Origin of the sequence: Bacillus sp. ISL-4, from assembly GCF_018613275.1 — a bacterium.
Lineage (GTDB): Bacteria > Bacillota > Bacilli > Bacillales > DSM-1321 > Peribacillus > Peribacillus simplex_E.
Genome location: NZ_JAGGQN010000037.1, coordinates 1 through 25,175, shown reverse-complemented (window position 1 = coordinate 25,175; position 25,175 = coordinate 1). Strand labels below are relative to the sequence as shown.

The 25,175-nt window shown below is 41.6% G+C and carries 25 protein-coding genes and 2 other annotated features; all 25 genes read right to left on the bottom strand.

Annotation, left to right across the window (positions count from 1 at the left end; translation table 11 throughout):
* Positions 1-11: 11 nt before the first annotated feature.
* Positions 12-3,581: a DNA-directed RNA polymerase subunit beta gene (rpoB, locus tag J7J00_RS20795; protein ID WP_214794252.1), complete on the bottom strand. Its 3,570-nt coding sequence runs from the start codon at positions 3,579-3,581 to the stop codon at positions 12-14.
* A 238-nt stretch (positions 3,582-3,819) separates the two neighbouring features.
* Positions 3,820-4,425 carry a class I SAM-dependent methyltransferase gene (locus tag J7J00_RS20790; RefSeq protein ID WP_214794292.1) on the bottom strand — a complete coding sequence of 202 codons (606 nt, stop codon included), beginning with the start codon at positions 4,423-4,425 and terminating at the stop codon, positions 3,820-3,822.
* Between the two features lie 192 nt (positions 4,426-4,617).
* A complete protein-coding gene (rplL, locus tag J7J00_RS20785) occupies positions 4,618-4,977 on the bottom strand; it encodes a 50S ribosomal protein L7/L12 (protein ID WP_053349071.1) in 360 nt (119 codons plus the stop codon).
* Between the two features lie 63 nt (positions 4,978-5,040).
* On the bottom strand, positions 5,041-5,541 hold the full coding sequence (gene rplJ, locus J7J00_RS20780; RefSeq protein ID WP_063235792.1) for a 50S ribosomal protein L10: 501 nt from the start codon (positions 5,539-5,541) through the stop codon (positions 5,041-5,043).
* Positions 5,542-5,580: 39 nt separating this feature from the next.
* Positions 5,581-5,731: a sequence feature (ribosomal protein L10 leader region), on the bottom strand.
* A gap of 46 nt (positions 5,732-5,777) precedes the next feature.
* Positions 5,778-6,473 carry a 50S ribosomal protein L1 gene (gene rplA / locus J7J00_RS20775; RefSeq protein WP_057276474.1) on the bottom strand — a complete coding sequence of 232 codons (696 nt, stop codon included), beginning with the start codon at positions 6,471-6,473 and terminating at the stop codon, positions 5,778-5,780.
* A gap of 104 nt (positions 6,474-6,577) precedes the next feature.
* Complete coding sequence (rplK, locus tag J7J00_RS20770) at positions 6,578-7,003, bottom strand: 50S ribosomal protein L11 (protein ID WP_034305057.1); 426 nt, start codon at positions 7,001-7,003, stop codon at positions 6,578-6,580.
* A 174-nt stretch (positions 7,004-7,177) separates the two neighbouring features.
* Positions 7,178-7,711 carry a transcription termination/antitermination protein NusG gene (nusG, locus tag J7J00_RS20765; protein ID WP_214794250.1) on the bottom strand — a complete coding sequence of 178 codons (534 nt, stop codon included), beginning with the start codon at positions 7,709-7,711 and terminating at the stop codon, positions 7,178-7,180.
* A gap of 258 nt (positions 7,712-7,969) precedes the next feature.
* Positions 7,970-8,152, bottom strand: coding sequence for a preprotein translocase subunit SecE (gene secE, locus J7J00_RS20760; RefSeq protein ID WP_076372883.1), 183 nt, complete (start codon positions 8,150-8,152; stop codon positions 7,970-7,972).
* 50 nt (positions 8,153-8,202) lie between these two features.
* The gene (gene rpmG, locus J7J00_RS20755; RefSeq protein ID WP_081113075.1) at positions 8,203-8,352 is read right to left on the bottom strand and encodes a 50S ribosomal protein L33; all 150 of its coding nucleotides are present in this window, start codon (positions 8,350-8,352) and stop codon (positions 8,203-8,205) included.
* A gap of 200 nt (positions 8,353-8,552) precedes the next feature.
* Complete coding sequence (sigH, locus tag J7J00_RS20750) at positions 8,553-9,185, bottom strand: RNA polymerase sporulation sigma factor SigH (protein ID WP_094246690.1); 633 nt, start codon at positions 9,183-9,185, stop codon at positions 8,553-8,555.
* Positions 9,186-9,270: 85 nt separating this feature from the next.
* A complete protein-coding gene (locus J7J00_RS20745; protein WP_098373569.1) occupies positions 9,271-9,780 on the bottom strand; it encodes an NYN domain-containing protein in 510 nt (169 codons plus the stop codon).
* A 4-nt stretch (positions 9,781-9,784) separates the two neighbouring features.
* The gene (gene rlmB, locus J7J00_RS20740) at positions 9,785-10,528 is read right to left on the bottom strand and encodes a 23S rRNA (guanosine(2251)-2'-O)-methyltransferase RlmB (RefSeq protein WP_063235788.1); all 744 of its coding nucleotides are present in this window, start codon (positions 10,526-10,528) and stop codon (positions 9,785-9,787) included.
* Positions 10,525-10,947: a Mini-ribonuclease 3 gene (locus J7J00_RS20735; protein WP_034305071.1), complete on the bottom strand. Its 423-nt coding sequence runs from the start codon at positions 10,945-10,947 to the stop codon at positions 10,525-10,527. The genes rlmB and J7J00_RS20735 overlap by 4 nt, the downstream gene beginning before the upstream one ends.
* Before the next feature lie 3 nt (positions 10,948-10,950).
* Entirely contained in the window at positions 10,951-12,348 is a 1,398-nt protein-coding gene (gene cysS, locus J7J00_RS20730) for a cysteine--tRNA ligase (protein ID WP_214794248.1), read from the bottom strand.
* 1 nt (position 12,349) lies between these two features.
* On the bottom strand, positions 12,350-12,991 hold the full coding sequence (gene cysE, locus J7J00_RS20725; protein WP_286201507.1) for a serine O-acetyltransferase: 642 nt from the start codon (positions 12,989-12,991) through the stop codon (positions 12,350-12,352).
* Positions 12,992-13,084: 93 nt separating this feature from the next.
* Positions 13,085-13,333: a binding site (T-box leader), on the bottom strand.
* 42 nt (positions 13,334-13,375) lie between these two features.
* Entirely contained in the window at positions 13,376-14,833 is a 1,458-nt protein-coding gene (gene gltX / locus J7J00_RS20720) for a glutamate--tRNA ligase (RefSeq protein WP_214794246.1), read from the bottom strand.
* A 90-nt stretch (positions 14,834-14,923) separates the two neighbouring features.
* Complete coding sequence (ispF, locus tag J7J00_RS20715) at positions 14,924-15,403, bottom strand: 2-C-methyl-D-erythritol 2,4-cyclodiphosphate synthase (protein WP_134784433.1); 480 nt, start codon at positions 15,401-15,403, stop codon at positions 14,924-14,926.
* Between the two features lie 14 nt (positions 15,404-15,417).
* Entirely contained in the window at positions 15,418-16,104 is a 687-nt protein-coding gene (gene ispD, locus J7J00_RS20710; protein ID WP_214794244.1) for a 2-C-methyl-D-erythritol 4-phosphate cytidylyltransferase, read from the bottom strand.
* Positions 16,105-16,125: 21 nt separating this feature from the next.
* Positions 16,126-17,223: a PIN/TRAM domain-containing protein gene (locus tag J7J00_RS20705; protein WP_214794242.1), complete on the bottom strand. Its 1,098-nt coding sequence runs from the start codon at positions 17,221-17,223 to the stop codon at positions 16,126-16,128.
* Between the two features lie 225 nt (positions 17,224-17,448).
* Positions 17,449-18,522, bottom strand: coding sequence for a DNA integrity scanning diadenylate cyclase DisA (gene disA / locus J7J00_RS20700; RefSeq protein WP_076372903.1), 1,074 nt, complete (start codon positions 18,520-18,522; stop codon positions 17,449-17,451).
* Between the two features lie 2 nt (positions 18,523-18,524).
* Positions 18,525-19,913 carry a DNA repair protein RadA gene (gene radA, locus J7J00_RS20695; RefSeq protein WP_214794239.1) on the bottom strand — a complete coding sequence of 463 codons (1,389 nt, stop codon included), beginning with the start codon at positions 19,911-19,913 and terminating at the stop codon, positions 18,525-18,527.
* A gap of 204 nt (positions 19,914-20,117) precedes the next feature.
* Positions 20,118-22,559, bottom strand: a complete 2,442-nt coding sequence (clpC, locus tag J7J00_RS20690; RefSeq protein ID WP_214794237.1) for an ATP-dependent protease ATP-binding subunit ClpC — start codon at positions 22,557-22,559, stop codon at positions 20,118-20,120.
* Between the two features lie 130 nt (positions 22,560-22,689).
* The gene (gene mcsB / locus J7J00_RS20685) at positions 22,690-23,766 is read right to left on the bottom strand and encodes a protein-arginine kinase McsB (protein WP_214794235.1); all 1,077 of its coding nucleotides are present in this window, start codon (positions 23,764-23,766) and stop codon (positions 22,690-22,692) included.
* The gene (gene mcsA / locus J7J00_RS20680) at positions 23,763-24,314 is read right to left on the bottom strand and encodes a protein-arginine kinase activator protein McsA (RefSeq protein ID WP_214794233.1); all 552 of its coding nucleotides are present in this window, start codon (positions 24,312-24,314) and stop codon (positions 23,763-23,765) included. Before mcsA ends, mcsB begins: the two co-directional genes overlap by 4 nt.
* A gap of 21 nt (positions 24,315-24,335) precedes the next feature.
* Positions 24,336-24,797, bottom strand: a complete 462-nt coding sequence (locus tag J7J00_RS20675) for a CtsR family transcriptional regulator (protein ID WP_098373579.1) — start codon at positions 24,795-24,797, stop codon at positions 24,336-24,338.
* Between the last annotated feature and the right edge of the window lie 378 nt (positions 24,798-25,175).

Here is a 25,175-nt window from a genome sequence, read left to right as displayed (position 1 = left end):
TGCTTATAATTTTATTCTTTGACAGGTGCCCCTACTTCGGAAGCAACCATATCTTTAGTTTCTGAATCAAGGCTTAATTTGTCTGCTTGGTTGGCTTCTTCTTCATCTTCCAAATCACGCATTTCGATTTCACGGTCTTCGGCATTAAGAATTTTAACATCCAATCCTAAACTTTGAAGCTCCTTAATCAATACTTTGAAGGACTCAGGAACGCCTGGTTCAGGGACATTTTCACCTTTGACAATTGCTTCGTAAGTTTTAACACGACCTACGACATCATCTGATTTAACGGTTAGGATTTCTTGTAATGTATAAGCAGCACCATAAGCTTCAAGTGCCCATACTTCCATCTCACCGAAACGCTGTCCACCAAATTGCGCTTTACCACCAAGTGGCTGCTGCGTAACAAGGGAGTAAGGTCCAGTTGAACGTGCATGAAGTTTATCATCGACCATATGTGCCAGTTTGATCATATACATGACACCAACTGATACACGGTTATCGAATGCTTCACCTGAACGGCCATCATAAAGGACAGTTTTTGCATCACGGGACATCCCGGCTTCTTCAATCGTACCCCAAACATCTTCCTCAGTGGCACCATCGAATACAGGAGATGCTACATGAATGCCAAGTGCGCGTGCAGCCATACCTAAGTGAAGCTCCAACACTTGACCGATGTTCATACGTGAAGGTACACCCAATGGGTTTAACATGATGTCGACTGGAGTGCCATCTGGTAAATAAGGCATATCTTCTTCAGGAAGAATCCTGGAGATTACCCCTTTGTTACCATGTCGTCCAGCCATTTTATCGCCTTCATGGATTTTACGTTTTTGAACGATATATACACGTGCGAGTTGGTTTACACCAGGAGGAAGTTCATCGCCGTCTTCTCTGTTGAATACTTTAACATCAAGAACGATTCCGCCGCCGCCGTGAGGTACACGAAGTGATGTATCCCTTACTTCACGTGCTTTTTCACCGAAGATTGCATGTAATAGACGTTCTTCAGCAGTCAGTTCCGTTACACCTTTAGGCGTGACTTTACCAACGAGAAGGTCTCCGTCTTTCACTTCAGCACCCACACGGATAATTCCGCGCTCATCAAGATTACGAAGCGCATCTTCCCCTACGTTAGGGATATCACGAGTGATTTCTTCAGGCCCTAATTTTGTATCGCGTGATTCAGATTCATATTCTTCAATATGAATGGAAGTGTACACATCATCTTTAACCAATCGTTCACTCATGATGATGGCATCTTCATAGTTATATCCATCCCATGTCATGAAGGCAACCAATACGTTACGTCCAAGTGCCAACTCACCTTTTTCCATTGAAGGACCATCAGCAAGAATTTCACCTTTTACAACGTTGTCGCCAACACTTACGATAGGGCGTTGATTATAGCACGTTCCTTGGTTGGAACGAATGAATTTTAATAGACGGTATTTATCAAGGTTTCCTTTTACTTGCTGTCCGTCAACCTCACTTACCCTACGTACCCATACTTCACGTGATTCAACGTGCTCTACGATACCAGGGTGTTTACAGATTACAGCAGCACCGGAGTCTTTCGCTGAAACATACTCCATACCCGTTCCTACTCGAGGGGCTTCCGGTTGCAGCAAAGGAACTGCTTGACGTTGCATGTTCGCTCCCATAAGGGCACGGTTGGAGTCATCATTTTCCAAGAAAGGAATACATGCTGTCGCAGCAGATACAACCTGTTTAGGAGATACATCCATGTAATCTACGCGGTCACGCGGAACAACGGTATTTTCACCGCGGAAACGTGCAACAACATCATTATCAAGGAATGATCCGTCATCTGACAGGCGTACATTCGCTTGGGCAACTACATAATTATCTTCCTCATCAGCTGTTAAGTAGTCGATTTGACTTGTAATTTTACCTGTTTCAGGGTCCACACGGCGGTATGGTGTTTCAATGAAGCCATATGGGTTAACCTTTGCAAAACTGGATAATGAGTTAATCAAACCAATATTCGGTCCCTCAGGCGTTTCAATCGGACACATGCGGCCATAGTGGGAGTAATGAACGTCACGTACTTCAAAGCCAGCACGCTCACGTGTCAGACCACCAGGTCCCAATGCAGATAGACGACGTTTATGCGTCAATTCAGCCAACGGGTTCGTTTGATCCATGAATTGGGAAAGCTGTGAGCTTCCAAAGAACTCTTTAATAGATGCAATGACTGGACGAATGTTAATTAGTTGCTGTGGAGTGATTGTATTCGTATCCTGAATAGACATTCTTTCACGAACAACACGTTCCATACGGGATAAACCAATTCTAAATTGGTTTTGCAGCAATTCACCAACAGAACGCAGACGACGGTTTCCTAAATGGTCAATATCATCTGTGATTCCTACGCCATGCAATAAGTTAAAGAAATAACTGATGGAAGAAATGATATCAGCCGGTGTAATGTTTTTGACCTGGTCGGTCACATAGGCATTACCGATGATATTAATCACTTTTTCGCCTTCAGCATCGTTTGGCGCAAACACTTTAATAGGTTGAAGAAGAGTTTCTTCCTCTACTACACCGCCTGATGGATGGAATGTTTTGAATCCGATTCCACCTTCGATATGAGGCAGGATCCTATCAAGAGTCCGACGATCAAGCATTGTCCCTTTTTCAACGATGATTTCACCTGTTTCAGGATCAATCAAAGTCTCTGCAATACGTTGTCCGAATAAACGGTTCTTGATATGCAGTTTTTTATTAATTTTATAACGGCCTACATTAGCTAAATCATAACGTTTCGGATCAAAAAAGCGTGATACTAAAAGACTTTTCGCGTTTTCGACAGTAGGCGGTTCACCTGGGCGTAGACGCTCATAGATTTCTAGTAATGCTTTTTCTACACTCTCGGTGTTATCCTTTTCAAGAGTGTTGCGAAGGTATTCGTTGTCTCCGATCAAATCGATGATTTCTTGATCTGTTCCGAATCCAAGGGCACGCATCAATACCGTGATCGGTAATTTCCTGGTGCGGTCGATCCGAACATACACAACATCCTTGGCGTCTGTTTCATATTCGAGCCATGCGCCACGGTTAGGAATAACGGTCGCAGAGAATCCAAGCTTACCGTTTTTATCCATTTTCCCATTGTAGTAAACACTCGGTGAGCGCACTAATTGGGATACAATTACCCGTTCAGCACCATTGATGACAAATGTACCTGTTTCAGTCATCAGCGGGAAGTCGCCCATAAATACATCCTGGTCTTTCACTTCCCCTGTTTCTTTGTTAACAAGGCGCACTTTCACACGAAGTGGTGCAGAATACGTAACATCGCGTTCTTTTGTTTCTTCCACAGAATACTTCGGCTCAGCTAAGCTGTAATCGATGAATTCTAACGATAAATTACCTGTAAAATCCTCAATAGGAGAAATATCCTGGAACATTTCCTTTAAACCTACATCTAGAAACCATTGATAAGAAGCTGTTTGAATTTCAATCAGATTCGGAAGATCCAAAACCTCACTGATTCTTGCATAACTTCTACGTTGGCGGTGTCGTCCATACTGAACAAGTTGACCTGTCAACTGATTCACCCCTTAAATCAAGCGTTATAAGGATCCATTTGCCTCGGAAAAGGAATCATTTCCATAGACAAAAAGAAAATGGTTTTTATTTTAAAAACCACTATTTCTCATAAAACGAACTATTATTTATATAATTTTCCCATATTATCCATTGATTATACATCAATGGTATAAAAATTGCATAGTTACGGAATTATATATATGCATTTTATAATACTAACATAGCGAAAATTTAGAGTCAAACCTTTTTGGATAATAGTATATAGTAACCTTTTTTCTTAACGGTCACTTCAACATTTCCAAATAATTGCTCCATTTTACCCATTGCGGATGGAGCCCCTTGTTTTTTTTGAATGACAACCCATAGTTCTCCACCAGCTACCAAACTGCGATAGCTTTCTTCTAAAATTTCGTGGACTACACTTTTGCCTGCGCGAATGGGAGGGTTCGTAAGAATTGCCGCGAATTGATTGGAGCCAACTTTGTCAAAACGATCACTTTCGTAAATCTTCACATTTGCGATCCCATTAGAAGCGGCATTCTCTTTTGACAATTCAACTGCTCGGCTATTTATATCAATCATTTCTATCGTTCTCTCGGGATAAGCTGCCGCAATCGATATTCCGATTGGACCATAACCGCAACCAACATCGAGAATATCTCCTTCCACAGCTTCATTAAGGTTAAAACTCTCAACCAAAAGACGCGATCCGAAATCAACTTCCTTTTTCGAAAAAACACCATTATCACTTTTAAAGCGAAAGGCACGTCCCTTTAATGTGAAATCCCAAAATTTCGGATTACTTACGACATCCGGTTTATGTGAGTAGTAATGCTCTGTCAGAGTCATCTCCCCCTATCAGAAAGGAATATTGAAGATTTAATGAGAGAAGAGAATTGAAGAATGGATGCTTGCACGCCAGAATGTTTGAATAACTAAACCCTATTAATCAAACCATTAACGGCTTTTTTTCGTCATTTCTTTAAAATGAAGAAAAAAGCCCGCCAGTGATAGCGAGCTTTTTTTTATGCAAGATTACTTAACTTCAACGCCAGCTCCAACTTCTTCAAGTTTAGCTTTAACTTCTTCAGCTTCTTCTTTAGAAGCGCCTTCTTTGATTGCTTTTGGAGTGTTGTCAACAAGTTCTTTTGCTTCTTTAAGTCCAAGACCTGTTACTTCACGTACAGCTTTGATAACTTTGATTTTTTGATCTCCAGCAGATGTAAGGATTACATCAAACTCAGTTTGTTCTTCAGCAGCAGCGCCACCAGCAGCAGCTACAGCTACAGGTGCAGCAGCAGTTACGCCAAATTCTTCTTCGATTGCTTTTACAAGGTCGTTTAATTCTAAAACAGTCATGTTTTTAACTGCTTCTAAGATTTGATCTTTAGTCATTGTTATTTCCTCCTCGAAATGGTTGGTTTTTTTTTGAATCATTAGGCTAAATAAGCGATTAGCTTACGCGCCTTGTTCTTCTTTTTGATCTGCAACTGCTTTTGTAGCAAGAGCAAGTCCGCGCATAGGTGCTTGTAGCACGCTGAGTAGCATTGAAAGTAGGCCTTCGCGTGAAGGTAGTTCTGCAAGAGCTTTAATTTCTTCAGCAGTTGCAACATTTCCTTCGATAACTCCAGCTTTGATTTCTAAAGCTTCATGTTTTTTCGCAAAATCGTTAAGGATTTTTGCTGGCGCAATAACATCTTCAGTTGAGAATGCAATTGCGTTTGGTCCTGTTAATGATTCGTTCAAAGCGCTAAGTTCAGCACTTTCCGCAGCACGGCGAGTCATAGAGTTTTTGTAAACTTTAAACTCAACGCCAGCTTCACGAAGTTGCTTACGAAGTTCTGTTAATTCAGCAACAGTCAATCCACGGTAGTCAACAACTACTGTTGATTGGCTTGCAGTTAATTTATCAGTAATCTCAGCAACGATTTTTTGCTTTTGTTCAATAATTGCGTTCATCCTTACACCTCCTGTAGATTTGCTTGAAAACATTTATACCGTTTCAAAGAAAAAGCCTTCATCTCTATTGCAGACATGAAGGCAGTAATTTCAAAAGTCATAGTCAAGGACTATTATTATCGAATTACCTCGGCAGGGAATTAAGCTCGTAACGAGCACCTACTGTCTACGGTACAAATGATATTCATTTATTCACAACAAAACTTATTATAACAATAATAGTTTTGGAATGTCAATTATTTATTGAAAGTAGAAGGATCAACTTTCACGCCAGGGCCCATTGTAGTTGTTACAGAAACGTTTTTCATGTAAGTTCCTTTAGCAGCCGCAGGTTTAACTTTCATTAATGTATCATAGATAGTAGTGAAGTTTTCCACTAGTTTAGCATCCTCGAAAGATACTTTACCGATTGGAGCATGGATGTTTCCAGCTTTATCTACGCGGTATTCAACTTTACCAGCTTTGATTTCATTAACAGCTTTTGTTACGTCGAATGTTACTGTGCCAGTTTTAGGGTTAGGCATTAATCCTTTAGGTCCTAATACACGGCCAAGTTTACCAACTTCACCCATCATGTCTGGAGTCGCAACGATTACATCGAATTCGAACCATCCTTGTTGGATTTTGTTGATGTAGTCAGATTCGCCAACGTAGTCAGCACCAGCAGCTTCCGCTTCTTTTGCTTTTTCGCCTTTAGCGAACACTAATACGCGTTGAGTTTTACCAGTACCATTCGGCAGAACAACAGCTCCACGAATTTGTTGGTCAGCTTTCTTAGGGTCTACGCCTAAACGGAAAGCAACTTCAACAGTCGCATCGAATTTTGCGAAGTTTGCTTTTTTAGCAACTTCGATTGCTTCAGTTACAGCATAAGCCTTAGAAACTTCTACAAGCTTAGCTGCTTCAAGATACTTTTTACCTTTTTTCGCCATGATATAAATCCTCCTAAATTGTGGTTTTAACGGAATGACCTCCCACGAATAAAGGTTGCGAGTATCAATCGCAACCCCGTAGAAACAAATAGCAATTACATGGATTAGTCTTCGATGACAATACCCATGCTGCGAGCAGTACCTTCAACCATACGCATTGCAGCTTCAACGCTTGCAGCGTTTAGGTCAGGCATTTTAGTTTCAGCAATCTCGCGCACTTGATCACGCTTGACTGTAGCAACTTTATTACGGTTAGGTTCACCAGAACCAGACTCAATACCAGCTACTTTTTTAAGCAATACTGCAGCCGGCGGAGTTTTTGTAATGAATGTAAATGAACGGTCTTCAAATACCGTGATTTCAACAGGAATAATTAGACCAGCTTGATCTGCTGTACGAGCGTTGAACTCCTTACAGAATCCCATGATGTTTACACCAGCTTGACCTAATGCAGGACCGACTGGCGGTGCCGGATTCGCTTTACCAGCAGGAATTTGCAATTTAACCATTTTAATTACTTTTTTAGCCACGAGACACACCTCCTTATAAGTCCGTGATGTGGTAATAGGGTAATACCCTCCCACTCATCTTGAATTCTTTATATATTAATAAAGAATGCTTGTATCGTTGAGGCCTAAAAATTGAAACATACTGACCTTTGAAATTTTACCACTTTCTAAAGGCAATTTCAAGTTTTTTTCCGTTTATAATTTTTCCACTTGATTAAAATCAAGTTCAACCGGTGTATCACGACCGAACATATTGACTAGGACCCTTACTTTCCCTTTGTCTTTATCAAGTTCTTCAATCGGCCCTGCAAAGGTTGCGAAAGGTCCTTCTTTAACTTGAACCGTATCACCGATTCCAAAATCAACTTCGATTTTGCTTTCATCCACGCCCATTCGTTTAAGGACGACTTCAATTTCTTCCGGAAGCAATGCAGTCGGTTTTGACCCAGCTCCAGATGAACCTACGAAACCTGTTACGCCAGGCGTATTCCGGACAACGTACCATGAATCATCCGTCATGATGATCTCAACCAATACATAACCTGGAAATACTTTCTTTTTGGTAACTTTCTTTTTGCCATCTTTCACTTCTGTTTCTTCTTCTTCTGGAACTACAACGCGAAAGATCTTGTCTTCCATCCCCATAGTTTCAACACGCTTTTCCAAGTTAGCCTTAACCTTGTTCTCATAACCTGAATAGGTGTGAACTACATACCAATTCTTTTCCATGTGTTAGGACTTTAACGTCCTTCCCTCCCTGCAATCAATCATTTTCTTTATTAATCTTTATCTTTGAACGTTTTAGCCAAAAAACCATACCGGCGTCATCCTGACTTAACTAGAAAATATTGTGATGATTCATATTTACAGCAGTGCTCGATTTTGACCTTCTTCACTTATTAAAAAAGACAAATTAAAAAACCCGTTTCCGGGCTTTTCTGCTGACACATATTATTCTATCACTATTATACCTTATTTTCGAATCTCTTATTCAATAACTAAGCGAATTAATTCGGAAATGCCCAAATCGACCACTGTAAAGAATAAAGCCATGAACAATACAGTCGTTACTACCACGATTGTATATTTGGTAAGCTCCTTGCGTTTCGGCCAGCTTACTTTTCGCATTTCGCGAGCGACTCCGCTGAAAAATTCGGTAAAACGTTTCATGAATGTACCTCCAAGCATTAGAAGCTTCTGTCAATCTATTTATAAAACGGTTATTTCGTTTCTTTATGAATCGAGTGTGAGTTGCACGTACTGCAAAATTTCTTGATTTCCAGTCGTTCGCCGCTTGTCGATTGTTTGCTCTCATAACTATAATTTCTTGAACCGCAATCAGTGCATGCAAGAACTATTTTTTTTCGCATTAGATACACCTATCCTATCTACTATATCCATAAAACCTTATCACGGCTGTTTTTTATTGTCAATATCAAAGCGGGTTTCTCCCATTATGGACACTGGAAATCAAAACATCGGTTACTTAACATCCATTAAAAATTTTAGTGAATAATAAACTTCCATGTGGAGAAGGGACAGATGAAATTAAGCGGAAAAAGCGGAGGGATTATAAACTGATTTCCCTTACTTCCAGATAGCGCTCGAGCTTTCTTTTCACCCGCTGAAGGGCGTTGTCGATTGACTTAACATGCCGGTTCAACTCTTCCGAAATTTCTTGGTAGGTTTGTCCATCCAGGTAAAGAGCTAACACTTTTCTCTCAAGATCACTCAGGAGCTCGGCCATCTTTAATTCGATATCGTCAAACTCTTCTTGGTTGATGATCAGTTCTTCCGGGTCCAAAACTTTCGTACCCGATATAATATCCATTAGAGTTCGGTCCGATTCCTCATCATAAATGGGCTTGTCCAGGGAAACATAGGAATTGAGCGGAATATGTTTTTGACGTGTTGCTGTTTTGATAGCTGTAATGATCTGCCTCGTAATGCATAGTTCTGCAAATGCTTTAAAGGAAGATAATTTATCCCCTTTAAAATCACGGACGGCTTTATATAAACCAATCATACCTTCTTGCACGATGTCTTCCTTATCTGCACCAATCAAGAAATAAGTCCTTGCTTTCGCTCTTACAAAATTACGATACTTTTGGATCAAATAATCCAGCGCCTCACTGTCTCCAGTGTGCACCAACCCTATCAATTCATCATCCTCAAACTGCAGATACTTTTCGTTCAGCTTCATTCCGAATTTGAGACCCACATTATATCCCCCTGACCTGACTCAGATAGAAATATTATACAGCAGGTAAATTTTACCCGTCAATGGTTCAAATTTTACCCCGGCGCCATTTTTCGAAAATTTCTGCCACTTCTTCACTTAAAGGAATTTTTGCCACGGGTCTTATCGTCGTTGTTTTTCTTACATCTTTCTTGATTTCGCCTTGAATTTCTTCCATTTCAATAAGCAGTTCACGAGCGGATTTCCTTAGGGCCCCTTGGCCAAAGATCACCCACTGTTCCGTGAAGTCAGAGGTTGCCACTTGAATTTGCGTTTTGACATTATTCAGTTCAATGGCCATCTTTTCTATTCTTTCATCCGCAGTTTCATTTTCTTTTGTAAAAATTACGTCAACTTTGTGATTTTTGAATATGCGGGCAATTCCCTGAACATATTGAGCGTCAAATACGATAATTACACGGTATCCGGTAAATGCTTGATATTCCGCCATCATTTCTATCAACCGGTCTCTTGCAGCAGCAAGATCCCGTTCTTTTAATTCTCTCAGTTCCGGCCAAGCTCCAATAATGTTATAACCGTCCACCAACAGAATATTCATTCCATCATTGCCCTAGAGGATTTCTTTTTCTATAAACCTCATACATCAATAAACCGGCCGCTACCGATGCATTTAACGAAGTTACTTGTCCTGCCATAGGGAGACGGATGAGAAAATCACATTTATCCTTCATTAACCGTGCCATGCCTTTTCCTTCGCTGCCGATAACAAGTCCGATAGGCATTTTTCCGTCCATGTTACGGTAATCATCGCTGCCTTTCGCATCGGTACCGACTATCCATACCCCTCGCTCTTTCAACTCTTCCACCGCTCGTGCCAAATTTGTAACGCGAGCTACCGGAATATATTCAATTGCACCCGTCGAAGCTTTTGCCACTGTTGCCGTCAAGCCCACCGCTCTTCTTTTTGGGATGATGATTCCATGGGCCCCAACTGCATCAGCCGTCCTCATGATCGAACCTAAATTATGCGGATCTTCAACTTCATCAAGGATCATGAAAAAAGGTGCTTCGTCCCGTTCAGCCGCTTTTGCGAATAAATCATCCAGCTCCACATATTCATATGCAGCCACTTGTGCGATCACGCCTTGATGGATGCCTTCTGCCATTTGATCAATTTTTTTCTTCGGTACGATTTGCACGAATACCTTCTTTTCCTTCGCCAGACCGATGAGTGGTTGCATCGAGCCTTTTTGCGAGCCCTCGGCTATCCAAATTTTATTAATATCCCGTTCGGAGCGAAGTGCTTCCAATACGGGGTTTCTGCCAATGATATATTCTTCGCTCATGGGTTACTCCCCTTTTCTTCTTCAATGTATTCAATGGATTTTTTGATGAGTTCTTCCATTCTTTCTATTCGACCGGATAAATACAAAAATCCCATAAGTGCCTCGAAGGCTGTACTGTAGCGATACGTTTGCACATCTGTATTCTTCGGTACCGTACCGGATTTTGCATTTCGGCCGCGCCGAACGACAGCGGATTCCTCTTCCGATAACCAATCTGACTCCAGGAAAAAGTGGATGATTTTATTTTGCGCTTTAGCAGCTACAAAAGATGTAGCTTTTTTGTGTAATAGATTGGGCTTGACCGCTCCTTTTTGAATGAGGTGATGCCGTATATACGTTTCGTATACAGCATCACCTATATATGCCAAAGCAAGACTGTTCAGCATTTTTGCATCTACCTTACTATCGTAATGAAGCATTAATTACCCTCTTTTCCATCTTGTACCTTGAGGGGTATCCTCTAATATGATATTCATGTTTTTCAAGCGATCACGAATTTCATCGGATAACCCAAAATTACGGTCTTTCCGCGCTTGAATTCTCTGCTGTATCAAGCCTTCAATTTCTTCATCCAAAAGCCCCTCTTCTTCAAGGGACAACCCTAGGACAGAAAATAAGATGTTGAATTTATCAAGGAAAGCATCAATCACTTCCTTGTCTGTGTTTTTCTCCATCAAGTAATAATTTGCCTGTTTAGAAAGTTCAAAGAGCATGGATATTGCATTAGCTGTGTTGAAATCATCGTCCATTTCTTTAATGAATTGTTCATGTAATTCATTCAGCTTCCCCAACCAAACATCATTATTCTCAGTCAATCCGTCACTAACTTGAAGGCGATGCTTTAAGTTTTGATAAGATGTCCTTAAGCGATCGAGGGACGCTTTTACATTTTCAAGCACTTCTTCACTATAATTGATGGGATGACGGTAATGTACAGATAACATAAAGAAGCGTAACACTTGTGGATCATGCTTCTGAATGATGTCATGCACAAGGACGAAATTGCCTAAGGACTTAGACATTTTTTCATTCTCAATATTTATATACCCGTTATGCATCCAATAATTCGCAAAAGTCTTACCCGTCAATGCTTCGGATTGTGCAATTTCATTTTCATGATGCGGGAAAGCCAGATCTTGACCTCCGGCATGAATATCGATTGTTTCACCCAAATACTTTTTGACCATTGCGGAGCATTCGATATGCCAGCCAGGACGCCCTTTTCCCCATGGGCTCTCCCAAGATATTTCATCATCCTTTGCCGTTTTCCAAAGGGCAAAGTCAAGGGCATCTTGTTTTTTCTCCCCTATTTCAATACGTGCCCCCACTCGCAGCTCATCGATGGACTGATGTGAAAGTTTTCCATACCCCTCAAACTTACGAGTTCGGTAATACACATCCCCTTCAGATTCATAAGCGAATCCTTTCTCAATTAATGCCGAGATGAATTCAATGATTGCATCCATGTTCTCCATTACGGTTGGGTGAGCATCGGCTTTTTTGCAGCCCAATGCCGACACGTCTTCAAAATAAGCCTTGATGAAACGCTCTGATATGGTTGGGACATCTTCCCCCAGTTCTTTTGCCGCACGAATCAGCTTATCATCCACATCCGTAAAGTTCGAAACGAATTGCACATCATATCCACGGTAATCCAAATACCTACGAACGGTATCGAATACGATTGCCGGTCTTGCATTACCAATATGAATGTAATTATAGACAGTGGGTCCGCATACGTACATCTTCACCTTTCCCTCTTCCATCGGGACGAAGGTTTCCTTTTTTCTTGTAGCTGTGTTATATATTTTAATCGCCATATTATAGACTCCTTTCCTTCTGCTTCTCTTCAGCCATCTTCGCTCTTAAAGCCCTGATTTCACTATCCAATTCCTTAAAGCGATCAGCGATTGGATCAGGAAGATCACAATGATTTAGATCTTTGTTGATTTTGATACCATCTTGAATGACCACTTTACCTGGAATGCCCACCACTGTGGAATTAGGTGGCACTTCTTTTAAAACGACCGATCCTGCACCGATTTTTGAGTTTTCCCCAACAGTGATGGAACCCAGCACTTTTGCTCCTGTAGCAATCAAAACGTTATCCTTTATCGTAGGATGACGTTTTCCCTTTTCCTTTCCTGTCCCCCCAAGGGTTACACCTTGAAAGACAGATACATTGTCGCCAATTTCACAAGTTTCGCCAATGACGATCCCCATTCCATGGTCAATGAAGAAACGACGGCCAATCGTAGCCCCTGGATGAATTTCAATTCCGGTAAAAAACCTACTGATCTGAGATATACTTCTTGCCAGGAAAAAGAATTTCTTCTTAAATAGTACGTGAGCCATCCTATGACTCCAAATCGCATGTAAACCCGCGTACGTCAATATGACTTCCAAATAGCTGCGCGCAGCAGGATCTTGATCAAAAACCACTTCGATATCCTCTTTAAACATCTTTAACAAAATGATTCCCCCCTATGTTCCGTACTTTTCCAACATCCCCTTTGAAGCTTTTAAAGCATATAAAAAAGCGTCTCTGTCCAAATAGACAGAGACGCTTTAAGCGCGGTTCCACTCTGTTTGGAATGTACGAAGCAGGTAAAGCTTTTTCCTGTTTTTTCATCCCCAACTTTAATCCCTGTAACGGAGGACATTCCGCCTGTGCCTACTATAGGTTAGTTCAGCAAAGGACTCAAGGGTGCATTTCAGAAAACGAGAGGCTTGAACCACTTTCAGCAGGTTATGGTTCTCTCTAAAAAGCTTCGTTTACTTACTTCTCCCCATCTACGCGTTCTTTTGTAAGATTATTAAATACTATATTACATTTTTGACAAATTGTTAATATAAAATACTCTGAATACGCTGTTTAATTTTTTCTTTGCCCAGTAATGAAATCGCCTTAGGCAGGTCAGGGCCATGTGTTTGACCCGTGACGGCCGCCCTTATCGGCATGAATAATTTCTTCCCTTTATGGCCTGTGCTTTTTTGTACGGCTTTAATCGACTTCTTGATTTCATCCGCGTTAAATTCTTCAAGGCCATCGATCTCCTGAAGGAAAGCTTTCATGACTTCCGGTACCTGTTCTTCAGCCAGTACTTCCTTGGCTTCTTCCTCGAACACGACCTCATCCTTGAAAAACAGTTCAGATAGCTCAACTATTTCCGCTCCATAGCTCATCTGCTCTTGAAAAAGGGAAACTAGCCCATGTACCCACTCTTCTTCTTCAGCGGTCAGTGTCTCTGAAATCTTCCCGGCTTTAATTAAGTGAGGCATTGACAATTCCACTGCACGATTTCCGTCCAATTGCTTCACATATTGGTTATTCATCCATGTAAGCTTTTGTTTATCGAAAAGTGCAGGTGATTTAGACAGCCGATCAGCATCGAAAAGATTAATGAATTCTTCCTTCGTGAAAATCTCTTCTTCCCCGACCGGAGACCATCCTAGTAATGTAATGAAATTGAATAAAGCTTCAGGTACATAACCAAGCTCTTCATATTGCTCAATGAATTGAATGATGGACTCATCACGTTTACTCAGTTTCTTCCTGCTTTCGTTTACAATCAGCGTCATATGTCCGAATACCGGCGGTTCCCAGCCGAAAGCTTCATAAATCATCAGTTGTTTTGGAGTATTGGAGATATGATCATCACCGCGAAGGACATGGGAAATCTTCATCAAGTGATCATCGACGGCCACTGCAAAGTTATAGGTTGGAATGCCATCTTTTTTAACGATGACAAAATCACCAAAGCCATCCGCTTCAAACGAAACCTCATCCTTAACCATATCATTGAAAGCAAGGACCTTCCCAGAAGGAACGGCAAAGCGAATGCTCGGCTTTCTTCCTTGAGCCACTAGTTCCGCTTGCTCTTCTTCAGTTAAATGCTTGCACTTCCCTGAATATTTTGGCGTTTCATTCCGTTCGACCTGTCCTTCACGCTCTGCTTCAAGCTCTTCTTCCGTACAATAGCATTTATATGCCAAACCCTTATCTAAAAGCTCTTGATACAATTCCTGATAAAGGTCGTTCCTTTCGGATTGACGATATGGCCCGAATTCACCGCCAACATCAACACCTTCATCCCAATCCATACCAAGCCATTTCAAATATTTAAGCTGACTTTCCTCTCCGCCTTCAATATTTCTCTTTTGGTCGGTATCTTCAATACGGATGATGAATTTCCCGCCTTTATTTCGTGCGTATAAATAGTTAAATAAAGCAGTCCGTGCATTACCAATATGTAAATGTCCAGTCGGACTCGGTGCATAGCGAACTCGAATATCGCTGCTCATGATATATATAGACCTCCCAGTCGTTCTATTCTATTGTATATATTATCATTTAAATACATTGGGATAAAGGCATCCACTCTAAAAACGAAATTAGTTTGATTTAACCAATAAAACTACAGCCTGTGCCGCGATTCCTTCGCTCCTGCCTGTAAATCCAAGTTTCTCGGTAGTGGTCGCCTTTACATTGATTCTGTCTATCGACGCATCTAAAAGTTCAGCAATCCTGCCTCGCATTTCCTCAATATACGGTGCCATTTTCGGGCTTTGTGCAATGATTGTACAGTCCGCATTGCCTAGGGAATATCCTTCTTTTTTTACGATCGCCCAAATATACTGCAGCAGTTTTGCCGAATCGGCATCCTTAAATTCAGGATCGGTATCCGGAAAATGCTTACCGATATCCCCTGCACCAATTGCCCCCAAGCAGGCATCAGCAACAGTATGCAGAAGGACATCCGCATCCGAATGACCAAGCAAACCTTTCTCATACGGAATCGTAATCCCACCAATAATCAAAGGTCTCCCCTCAACAAGCTGATGAACGTCATATCCTTGTCCTATTCTAAACATATCATTCTCCCCAATCATCGTTTTCCATGTTGTTTATGTAAAATCGCTTCTGCAAAATAAAGGTCTTCCTGAGTCGTAATTTTAATATTATCATAATTGCCCTCAATAATAACTACCTGTTCATTGATCCGCTCTAGCAAACTTGCATCATCCGTCCCTAAAAATGCTTCAGCTTCTGCCTGTTCATATGCACTTTTTAATATGGATACACGAAAAGCTTGTGGAGTTTGTACCGCCCACAAGCTTGATCGTTCCACTGTTTCCACTACCTTATTGTTTGACGCTTTTTTAATCGTATCCTTAACGGGCACTGCAATTACGGCACCTCCATGAAGGGAGGCGGCAGTAGTCAGTTCACTGATTTGCTCAAGATTGATAAAAGGGCGGGCACCGTCGTGGACCAGGATGATTTCCTCTCCTGCATGTTGCAGTCCATTATAAACACTTTGTTGGCGCTCCTTGCCACCCATGACCAGTTTCTTGACCTTTTTAAGCCCATACGCTGCAATCAATTGACTGAAATAATCCTTTTCTGCCGGGTTTATCGAAAGGATGATTCCCCGACAGTCAGGATCTTCTTCGAAGACACGCAGTGTATAAACAATGATCGGGATACCCGATAGTTCAATAAAAAGTTTATTCTTGCCCGCCTTCATTCTTTTGCCTTGTCCAGCTGCAGGTATCACTACTTCATAAAACATAACGGTTTCTCCTACTCTTCTTTATAATGCTTTTTCTAATAGTTTCGGTTTTGCGAATATCATACGGCCTGCAGAGGTTTGCAATACACTTGTGACAAGTACATCGATGCGTTTCCCGATATGGTCACGGCCACCCTCGACAACGATCATGGTGCCATCGTCTAAATAAGCGATGCCCTGGTTCTGCTCTTTCCCATCCTTGATGACCTGAACATTCATCTCTTCCCCAGGAAGCACAACAGGTTTTACGGCATTGGCAAGGTCATTGATATTAAGGACCGCCACATTTTGAAACTCGCATACTTTGTTTAAATTGAAATCATTGGTAACGACCATTCCGCCCGATATTTTGGCAAGTTTCACTAGTTTACTGTCCACTTCCTGAATGTCTTCAAAATCCCCCTCGTACATCTCCACTTTAATCGGAAGATCTTTTTGAATCCGATTCAAGATATCCAAACCACGTCTTCCACGATTCCTTTTCAATGCATCAGATGAATCGGCAATGTGCTGCAGTTCGTTTAATACGAATTGAGGAATGACTATGGTACCCTCCAGAAAGCCTGTCTGACAAATATCCGCAATTCTACCATCAATGATGACGCTTGTATCGAGAATCTTCAGCCGCTTGCTATACTCCTCTTCATCCTCTTCGCCCGCTTCACCATCAGTGTTCTTTTTCTTATTGCTTTTCGTGAATAAACTCAATAGCTCATCACGCTTTTTAAAGCCCACCTGAAAACCAAGATAACCAAATAAAAGCGTAAGGATGATGGGAACCACTGTATTTAAAATAGGAACCTTGATGGCACTGAAGGCGGAGCCAACCAAAAACGCCGCAAGCAGTCCCACTAAAAGACCGACGCTGCCAAAGATTATATCCGTAATTGGTATCTTAACAAGCTGTTCCTCCAGCCACTTCATAAAATAGATCACATGATCTACTGCCCAAAAAGTTATAAGATAAAAGATAATGGCACCCAACAGTACACTTACATAAGGATTGTTTATTAAAGCAATATCATCTGCATGTAAAACAATTAATAATTCTGGAATAAGTAACATACCAAGTGTTCCACCGACTATTAAGAAGCATGCTTGTATAATGCGTTTTAACATCCCTTTCACCTCCTTCTACTCATTATTGACCAATAAAATAAAATGAAACCTTCGAAAATTCGTTTTCATTATATACGTTAAATTCACTTAAGGAATTAGTGGATTTACAAATATGATTTTTTCTCTTTTTCGTAATATTAGCCTAGCACCCTGAGTTTTGAGTGTCAAAAATAAACACCAATCAATTTCAAGCTAGTTTAGGGGAATTTAAAGGGCCAGCTGCACCTACATCCTTCTATTTGTGACAAGCTGATTTTTTAAAATCCGGAGTCCTTCTTTGATTTTATTGGCGCGGACTTCGCCTATGCCCTCCACATCGTCAAGGTTTTCAACCGTAGCTTTATTGACTTCACTAAAGCTTCCGAACTGTTTCACTAAATTTTCGATGATCAAACCCGGCAAGCGTGGGATTTTATGAAGAATACGGTAACCACGGGGATGTACTGACTCATCAAGGTGTATGTATCCATGATAGCCCAGCACCTTTAGAAGAATGCTTTCATCCAGTTTTTCCTGCATGGCCAACTCTTGAAGCCTAAAAATGATTTCCTCGGGATTTTCATCATTACTGGAGGTATAATCCTTGATAAGCCATTTTCCTTCCGTTTCAATATCTGCCAGGATTTCATTCATTTGCAAGCGGATCAATCTTCCTTCCGTACCAAGCTCATTAAGGTACGTTAATAGCTCTGCCTTGATTCTGAGCACCATTACATATCGGTGAAATACCTGCAAAAGGTCGGCATAGGTCACGATTTCCTCAAACTCGAGTGCTCCTAATACCGATATGCTCTGCTGCAGGACCACCTTGTATTTTTCCAAGGTCTGGATGGCTAAATTAGCCTTGGCAAGTATGACTCCTATATCTTTAAGGGCGTATCGGAAATTTCCTTGATATAAAGTGATGACATTCCGACGTTGTGAGATAGCAATGACCAACGACTTGGTCTCCCTTGCCACACGTTCCGCTGTCCTATGCCGCATTCCCGTTTCTGTGGAAGGTGTACTGTTATCCGGCACTAGTTGGGCATTTGCGAAAATGATTTTATCGGCTGTTTCATTTAAAATGATGGCCCCGTCCATCTTTGCCAACTCATATAATGTGCTGGGGGTACAGCTGCAGTTGATTTCGAAGCCGCCATCCACGATCACTCGCACCTTCTCATTATATCCGACCACTATCAAACCACCTGTGTTTGCCCTCAGGACATTTTCAATCCCCTCCCGAAGCGGGGTACCCGGAGCAACAATTTGCAGAATTTCCAATTTTGTTTTCTCATACCCTTTTTTATCTGTCATACTTAACCCCCTAACGATTGTTTAAGAGCCTCCGAAACCGATGAAACACCAACGATCTTAATACCCTTCGGCGCGGTCCACCCCCCTATATTATTAGCCGGTATGATAACCCGCTCAAACCCTAATTTTGCTGCTTCCTGCACCCTTTGTTCAATTCTTGACACCCTTCTTACCTCACCAGTCAGCCCCACTTCACCAATGATGCAATCGGCAGGATTTGTTGGTTTATCACGGAAGCTTGAAGCAATGCTTATTGCGACAGCGAGGTCAATTGCAGGTTCATCCAGCTTGACACCACCAGCAACCTTTAAATACGCATCTTGGTTTTGGAGCAGCAAGCCCACTCTCTTTTCCAAAACAGCCATTAAAAGCGAAACTCGATTGTGGTCGATTCCCGTGGCCATTCGCCTCGGATTGCCAAAACTCGTAGGTGAAATCAATGCTTGAATTTCGACTAGCACCGGCCTTGTGCCCTCCATGGATGCGACGACTGTGGAACCCGAGGCTCCCTGCGACCGTTCTTCAAGGAAAATTTCCGATGGATTCGCGACCTCTTCCAATCCATGTTCTTTCATTTCAAAAATACCCATCTCATTCGTCGAACCAAAGCGATTTTTAACCGCACGTATAATTCGATATGTATGGTGTCTTTCACCTTCAAAATATAATACAGTATCAACCATGTGCTCAAGCAGCCGTGGACCCGCGATGGCCCCTTCCTTTGTAACGTGTCCGACGATAAAAATCGCGATTCCGTTCGTTTTAGCAATGCGCATGAGTGAGGCTGTGCACTCCCTCACTTGTGAAACGCTTCCTGGGGCAGATGTAACCTCCGAATGGTATACCGTTTGAATGGAGTCAATAATGACCAAATCCGGTTTTACATCCGTAATTGCCTGTTGGATATAATCCATATCGGTTTCAGCATAAACGAATAGATTTTCCGACATGGTCCCAAGCCGATCCGCTCTCAATTTGGTCTGCTTGACTGATTCTTCACCTGAAATATAAAGCACTTTTTTCTGTTTATGCGCCAATTGGGATGATACCTGTAAAAGCAGGGTGGACTTACCGATACCCGGGTCCCCTCCGATCAATACAAGTGATCCCTGTACGATCCCGCCCCCAAGAGCACGATTCAATTCCATTAAATCCGTCTTAATTCGGGGTTCTTTTTCTGATTGAATAGTCGTTATGGGTGCTGCCTTCTCCCGTTCCCCGGAACCTCTAACCTCTGAATTGGTAAAAGCGCCTTTTCTATCAGGTTTAACGATTTCGGTTTCCTCGACCATTTTGTTCCATTCACCGCATCCTGGGCATTTCCCCATCCATTTCGGTGACTCATATCCACAAGACTGACACATAAATTTTGTTTTCTTCTTTACAGCCATAAATTACTCCTTTTCCTTTGGAAAAAATATCTATATTAAGGATATTATATCTCGGTTTTATTTAAACCTTCTTAGGGCTAAGTTTTTTAAAAAAATATTCACTCTGCACTCTGCTCGTCCCATTTATACTCAAATCTACCTATAGATAAAAAACAGAGGTACACTGCAAAAGAATCTGCGTGTACCTCGAAGTTTAGGATCAGGTTATTCATTTACATTAACAGGCTCGCCTTGTCGGATTGCAAACTCATTATTCACGACATCCATTACGACCGTTTGCCCTTTTTTCACGTTGCCCTTAAGCAACTCTTCGGATAGATAATCTTCTACATGCTTCTGAAGTGCCCTGCGGATTGGCCGTGCCCCATATTCCGGATCAAAACCTTCCGTAGCAATTTTTTCTCTAGCCGCATCTGTCAGCTCCAAGTATATCTCCTGCTCTTTCAAACGGGTAGTAAGCTGATTTGACATTAATGTAACGATTTGTTTCAAATGATCCTTCTCTAATGAGTGGAACACGATAGTTTCATCAATACGATTCAGGAATTCCGGACGGAATGCACGTTTGAGTTCTTCCATCACTTTCCCTTTCATATTTTTATAGTCCTGGCCAGTATCCTGGATGTTAAAGCCGACATACTTATCAGTTTTCAAGGCCGACGCCCCTACATTCGATGTCATAATCAGGATGGTATTCCTGAAATCGACAGTACGTCCCTTGGAATCTGTCAGTCTTCCGTCTTCCAATACTTGAAGAAGAATATTGAAGACATCCGGATGCGCCTTTTCTATTTCATCAAGCAGAACGACGGAGTATGGTTTCCTCCGCACTTTTTCCGTTAACTGACCGCCTTCTTCGTATCCAACATATCCTGGAGGGGATCCAACAAGACGTGAAGTCGAATGTTTCTCCATATATTCGGACATATCAATGCGGATCATGGCATCTTCATCACCAAAAATGGATTCAGCTAAAGCACGGGCTAGCTCGGTTTTACCGACCCCTGTAGGTCCCAAGAAGATGAATGAACCAATTGGACGTTTAGGATCTTTCAAACCTGCCCTTGCACGTCGTACTGCTTTAGAAACAGCAATGACAGCCTCTTCCTGCCCAATTACACGATCATGGAGGATTGACTCCATATTAAGCAGTTTGTCTGACTCTGTTTGCGCCAATTTAGTGACTGGAACTCCCGTCCAACTGGACACGACGTGTGCAATGTCATCCACAGTCACTTCACTGTTCTCCTGCCCTTGTTTTTCTTTCCAAGTCTTTTTCGTTTCTTCCAATTGTTCTCTTAAGCGTTGTTCTGTATCGCGAAGCGAAGCAGCTTTTTCAAATTCCTGACTCTGAACGGAAGCATCCTTTTCCTTACGAACATCATCCAGCTTCACTTCAAGTTCTTTTAAGTTAGGGGGCGTTGTGTATGAACGCAGCCTAACCTTGGAACCAGCTTCATCAATCAAGTCAATCGCTTTATCCGGTAAAAAGCGATCGGAAATATAACGGTCGGATAATTTGACTGCGGCATCAATCGATTCGTCAGTAATCGAAACACGGTGATGTGCCTCATAACGGTCACGCAGCCCCTTGAGGATTTGAATGGATTCCTCAATAGTCGGCTCATCGACTTGGATTGGCTGGAAACGACGTTCAAGCGCAGCATCCTTTTCAATATACTTCCGGTACTCATCCAAAGTTGTGGCACCGATACATTGTAATTCACCTCGCGCCAATGATGGTTTAAGGATATTGGAGGCATCAATGGCACCTTCTGCACCACCTGCACCAATCAATGTATGCAATTCATCGATGAATAGGATGATATTACCCGCCTGACGTATTTCATCCATAACTTTCTTCAACCGGTCCTCAAATTCACCCCGGTATTTAGTACCAGCCACAACAGTACCCATATCAAGTGTCATTACGCGTTTATCACGTAAAATTTCAGGTACCTCATTATTGATGATCTGTTGGGCAAGCCCTTCAGCAATGGCTGTTTTACCAACCCCAGGTTCACCGATTAATACTGGGTTATTTTTTGTACGACGGCTTAATACCTCGATGACACGCTGTATTTCCTTACTTCTTCCGATAACGGGATCCAAACTTCCTTCCCTGGCAATCGCCGTTAAATCACGGGCAAGGCCATCTAGTGTCGGCGTGCTTGCATTTGAAGCGGCTGAGCCTTGATGACCACCTGATTCATTGCTTCCCAGAAGTTGTAATACTTGTTGTCGAGCTTTATTTAAACTTACTCCCAGATTATTCAATACGCGGGCAGCTACACCTTCCCCTTCTCGGATCAGACCTAGAAGAACATGCTCTGTCCCAACATATGAGTGACCTAATTTTCTTGCCTCATCCATGGAAAGTTCAATGACTTTCTTGGCTCTTGGGGTATAATGTATCGTTTGAGCCGTATCCTGTCCTCGGCCAATTAGATTTTCAACTTCTTTCTGAATCTTATCCGGACCCAATCCAAGAGCATATAACGCTTTGGCTGCAATACCATCACCTTCTCGGACAAGGCCCAGTAAAATATGTTCCGTGCCAATATTATTATGACCTAAACGGATTGCCTCTTCTTGGGCTAATGCTAATACTTTCTGGGCTCTTTCAGTAAAACGACCAAACATCATAGGGAATTCCTCCTTAAGAATTTTCGTTTTGAATAAAGTTGCTGGCAATTCTTTAAGTTATGGCAGAAGCTTCTTCTTGCTCCATATCTATTACATGAAATTTGATACTCCCTAAAGAGGCCAATGACCTCTATGAGGAGGAAGTTTCCGTGAAATTCAAGCGTTCCCGGATGAGTGCTGCTCTACGGATATCCCTTTCATGGGGTCTTAAAGGGCCACCTGCGTACTTTTGTAAAAATCCCGACTGCGTCAAAATCATCAACTCATTTAGAATGCTTTTAGAAATATTCTTTATATACCCGAGATCTATCCCTAATCTAACATCGGAGATACAGGTAGCTGCTTCCTTTGTCTCGATGACGCGGGCATTGGACAAAATCCCATATGAACGGAAAATTCTATCTTCTAATTGTATGTGGGAAGTCCTCGCTAATGCATCCCTCGCTGACCGTTCCTGGGCAATGATTTGTTGCACTACACTTGTTAGATCTTCAACGATATCCCTTTCCGACTTTCCAAGAGTAATTTGATTGGAGATTTGAAAAATATTCCCCAAGGCTTGACTGCCCTCTCCATAAATCCCTCGAACCACCAACCCCAATTGGTTGATAGCCGGTATAATATTATTCATCTGCTGTGTAAGGACAAGGCCCGGCAGATGCATCATGACCGAAGCTCTTAATCCTGTTCCCACATTAGTCGGACAACTAGTTAGGTATCCTCTTTCCTCATCATATGCATAGTCTATGGATTCTTCAATCCAATCGTCAAGAACATTTGCGATCTTTAAGGTTTCCTTTAGTTGCAACCCCGACATTAAACATTGAATACGGAGATGATCCTCTTCGTTTATCATGATACTTATTTCTTCATTTTCCGAAAGGAGACATGCGCTTTTCGCTGAATCTTCAACTAAATGGGGACTGATTAAATGTTTTTCAACGAGAACGCGCTTTTCCAGTGGCTGCAATTGGTCAATCTCTAAAAGTTCCAGTTTTCCAATCTCCTGGGTTACTTCTTCTTCGATTCTTTTTTTGACCAATTCAATGATTTTTTTAGCTTCTTCGTTAGAAAAGGAGGTTGGGAAGGTAAAGTCTTTAAAATTCCTGGCCAGCCGAATCCGCGAACTCAATACAATATCGATTTCCGGCCCTTCGGCACTCATCCAGGAACTCAAGGCGTTTTCTACAAACTTTTCCAAGCTCATAATTCCTCGCCTCCCTCTTGCGCTTCATACCTTTTTTCAAGGGAACGAACCTTATCTCTTACCTCTGCCGCTTTCTCAAACTCCTCTTGATCAATGTGGACCTTTAAAACTTCTTTCAAATCCAAAATTTGCTTTCGAAGATATATGGTGCCACCAATCCTTTTTGGAATTTTCCCTATATGTGCTGTATTGCCGCTATGAACCCTCTTTAAAATGGGATTTAACTGTTCATTGAACGTTTTATAACACTCGGCACAGCCAAACTTACCAATATGGACAAATTCTTTATAAGATCGATGACAATGCGGGCAACGCCTCTCTTCCGTTTTGGGAAATGCATTTGCCTTTGTCTGTTGAATATTCGACTCCATATTCAACAATCCTGCTAATAAATTATTTATTGAAAAACCAGGTCCACCTGCATCCATGAACATTTCACCTTTTTCCTGAGCACATTTCTCACAAATCATGACTTCAGTCTTTGTTCCATTGATGATTTTTGTGAAGTGCAGGGTAGCAGGCCTTTGATGACATTCTTGGCAAATCAACGTTCATCACCTCTGCCAGTTTCATTTATATTTTAAAGTCGTAAGCATCGCAGTTAAAATTCTTGCCCTAAGCTCATCGCGGTCAGGTAGGTCGATATAAATCACCGATCTATCTATTACGCTCATCATTATCTTTGCTTCTCGTTCATTAATGACGTCTTCATTCATCAGCCTTGAAATTACTCCTTCAGCCATCGATTGGGTTACCCTTGAACCAATAAGCGATAATAATTGGTTGATAAGTTGCACGGAATCCTGTGATTCGACTTTCATGATGCGTATATAACCGCCGCCTCCACGCTTACTCTCTACAACATAACCTCGCTCGATGGTAAACCTGGTATTGATTACGTAATTGATTTGAGAAGGAACACACTGAAATTTATCTGCTATTTCACTTCTTTTAATCTCTAAGATATCTTTTTGACTTATTTCAAGTACTTGCTTTAAATAAGTTTCGATAATATCAGATATGTTTCTCACTCAGCCTCCTCCATTCTGACTTTGACTATATTTGACTATTATTATACAAGGAATAACGCATTTTGCAACTTAAACGCACTTTCTCTTTCTGTATTATCCATTTTCTCCAAATTATATGTAGTTACATACCCCATTGAACATTAAAGTTGAAATATCTTACATAAATACCCTGAAAAGATAAATGCAAAACCTGATATTTTTCTTCTCTCTTAAGGTTTCACCACATAAATTCGGCCCAATTCCACTCATGGTATTTTTTAAGCAATTCAAATAAGGCCAGCCCTATGCTGTCCCTGAAAATAAAAAGCCTTTTTTAAATTACGAACAACAAAAAAGACCAGCCGAATGGCTGATCTCTTTAAATGGCTTGGCGGCGTC

Coding starts and splice junctions, on each gene's coding strand:
- nusG (WP_214794250.1), bottom strand. CDS start 7,711: ATGGAAAAGAATTGGTATGTAGTTCACACCTATTCAGGTTATGAGAAC.
- J7J00_RS20735 (WP_034305071.1), bottom strand. CDS start 10,947: ATGCTTCATTACGATAGTAAGGTAGATGCAAAAATGCTGAACAGTCTT.
- mcsB (WP_214794235.1), bottom strand. CDS start 23,766: ATGAGCTTGGAAAAGTTTGTAGAAAACGCCTTGAGTTCCTGGATGAGT.
- J7J00_RS20745 (WP_098373569.1), bottom strand. CDS start 9,780: ATGAATATTCTGTTGGTGGACGGTTATAACATTATTGGAGCTTGGCCG.
- J7J00_RS20705 (WP_214794242.1), bottom strand. CDS start 17,223: ATGTTAAAACGCATTATACAAGCATGCTTCTTAATAGTCGGTGGAACA.
- rplL (WP_053349071.1), bottom strand. CDS start 4,977: ATGACTAAAGATCAAATCTTAGAAGCAGTTAAAAACATGACTGTTTTA.
- cysE (WP_286201507.1), bottom strand. CDS start 12,991: ATGTTTAAAGAGGATATCGAAGTGGTTTTTGATCAAGATCCTGCTGCG.
- rplJ (WP_063235792.1), bottom strand. CDS start 5,541: ATGAACGCAATTATTGAACAAAAGCAAAAAATCGTTGCTGAGATTACT.
- sigH (WP_094246690.1), bottom strand. CDS start 9,185: ATGAAGCTGAACGAAAAGTATCTGCAGTTTGAGGATGATGAATTGATA.
- ispD (WP_214794244.1), bottom strand. CDS start 16,104: ATGTTTTATGAAGTAGTGATACCTGCAGCTGGACAAGGCAAAAGAATG.
- radA (WP_214794239.1), bottom strand. CDS start 19,913: ATGGCTGTAAAGAAGAAAACAAAATTTATGTGTCAGTCTTGTGGATAT.
- disA (WP_076372903.1), bottom strand. CDS start 18,522: ATGACAGATAAAAAAGGGTATGAGAAAACAAAATTGGAAATTCTGCAA.
- gltX (WP_214794246.1), bottom strand. CDS start 14,833: ATGAGCAGCGATATTCGAGTTCGCTATGCACCGAGTCCGACTGGACAT.
- cysS (WP_214794248.1), bottom strand. CDS start 12,348: ATGGCGATTAAAATATATAACACAGCTACAAGAAAAAAGGAAACCTTC.
- rplA (WP_057276474.1), bottom strand. CDS start 6,473: ATGGCGAAAAAAGGTAAAAAGTATCTTGAAGCAGCTAAGCTTGTAGAA.
- rpmG (WP_081113075.1), bottom strand. CDS start 8,352: ATGCGAAAAAAAATAGTTCTTGCATGCACTGATTGCGGTTCAAGAAAT.
- ispF (WP_134784433.1), bottom strand. CDS start 15,403: ATGTTTAGAATAGGACAAGGATATGACGTTCATCAGCTTGTTGAGGGG.
- secE (WP_076372883.1), bottom strand. CDS start 8,152: ATGAAACGTTTTACCGAATTTTTCAGCGGAGTCGCTCGCGAAATGCGA.
- clpC (WP_214794237.1), bottom strand. CDS start 22,559: ATGATGTTTGGTCGTTTTACTGAAAGAGCCCAGAAAGTATTAGCATTA.
- rlmB (WP_063235788.1), bottom strand. CDS start 10,528: ATGAGCGAAGAATATATCATTGGCAGAAACCCCGTATTGGAAGCACTT.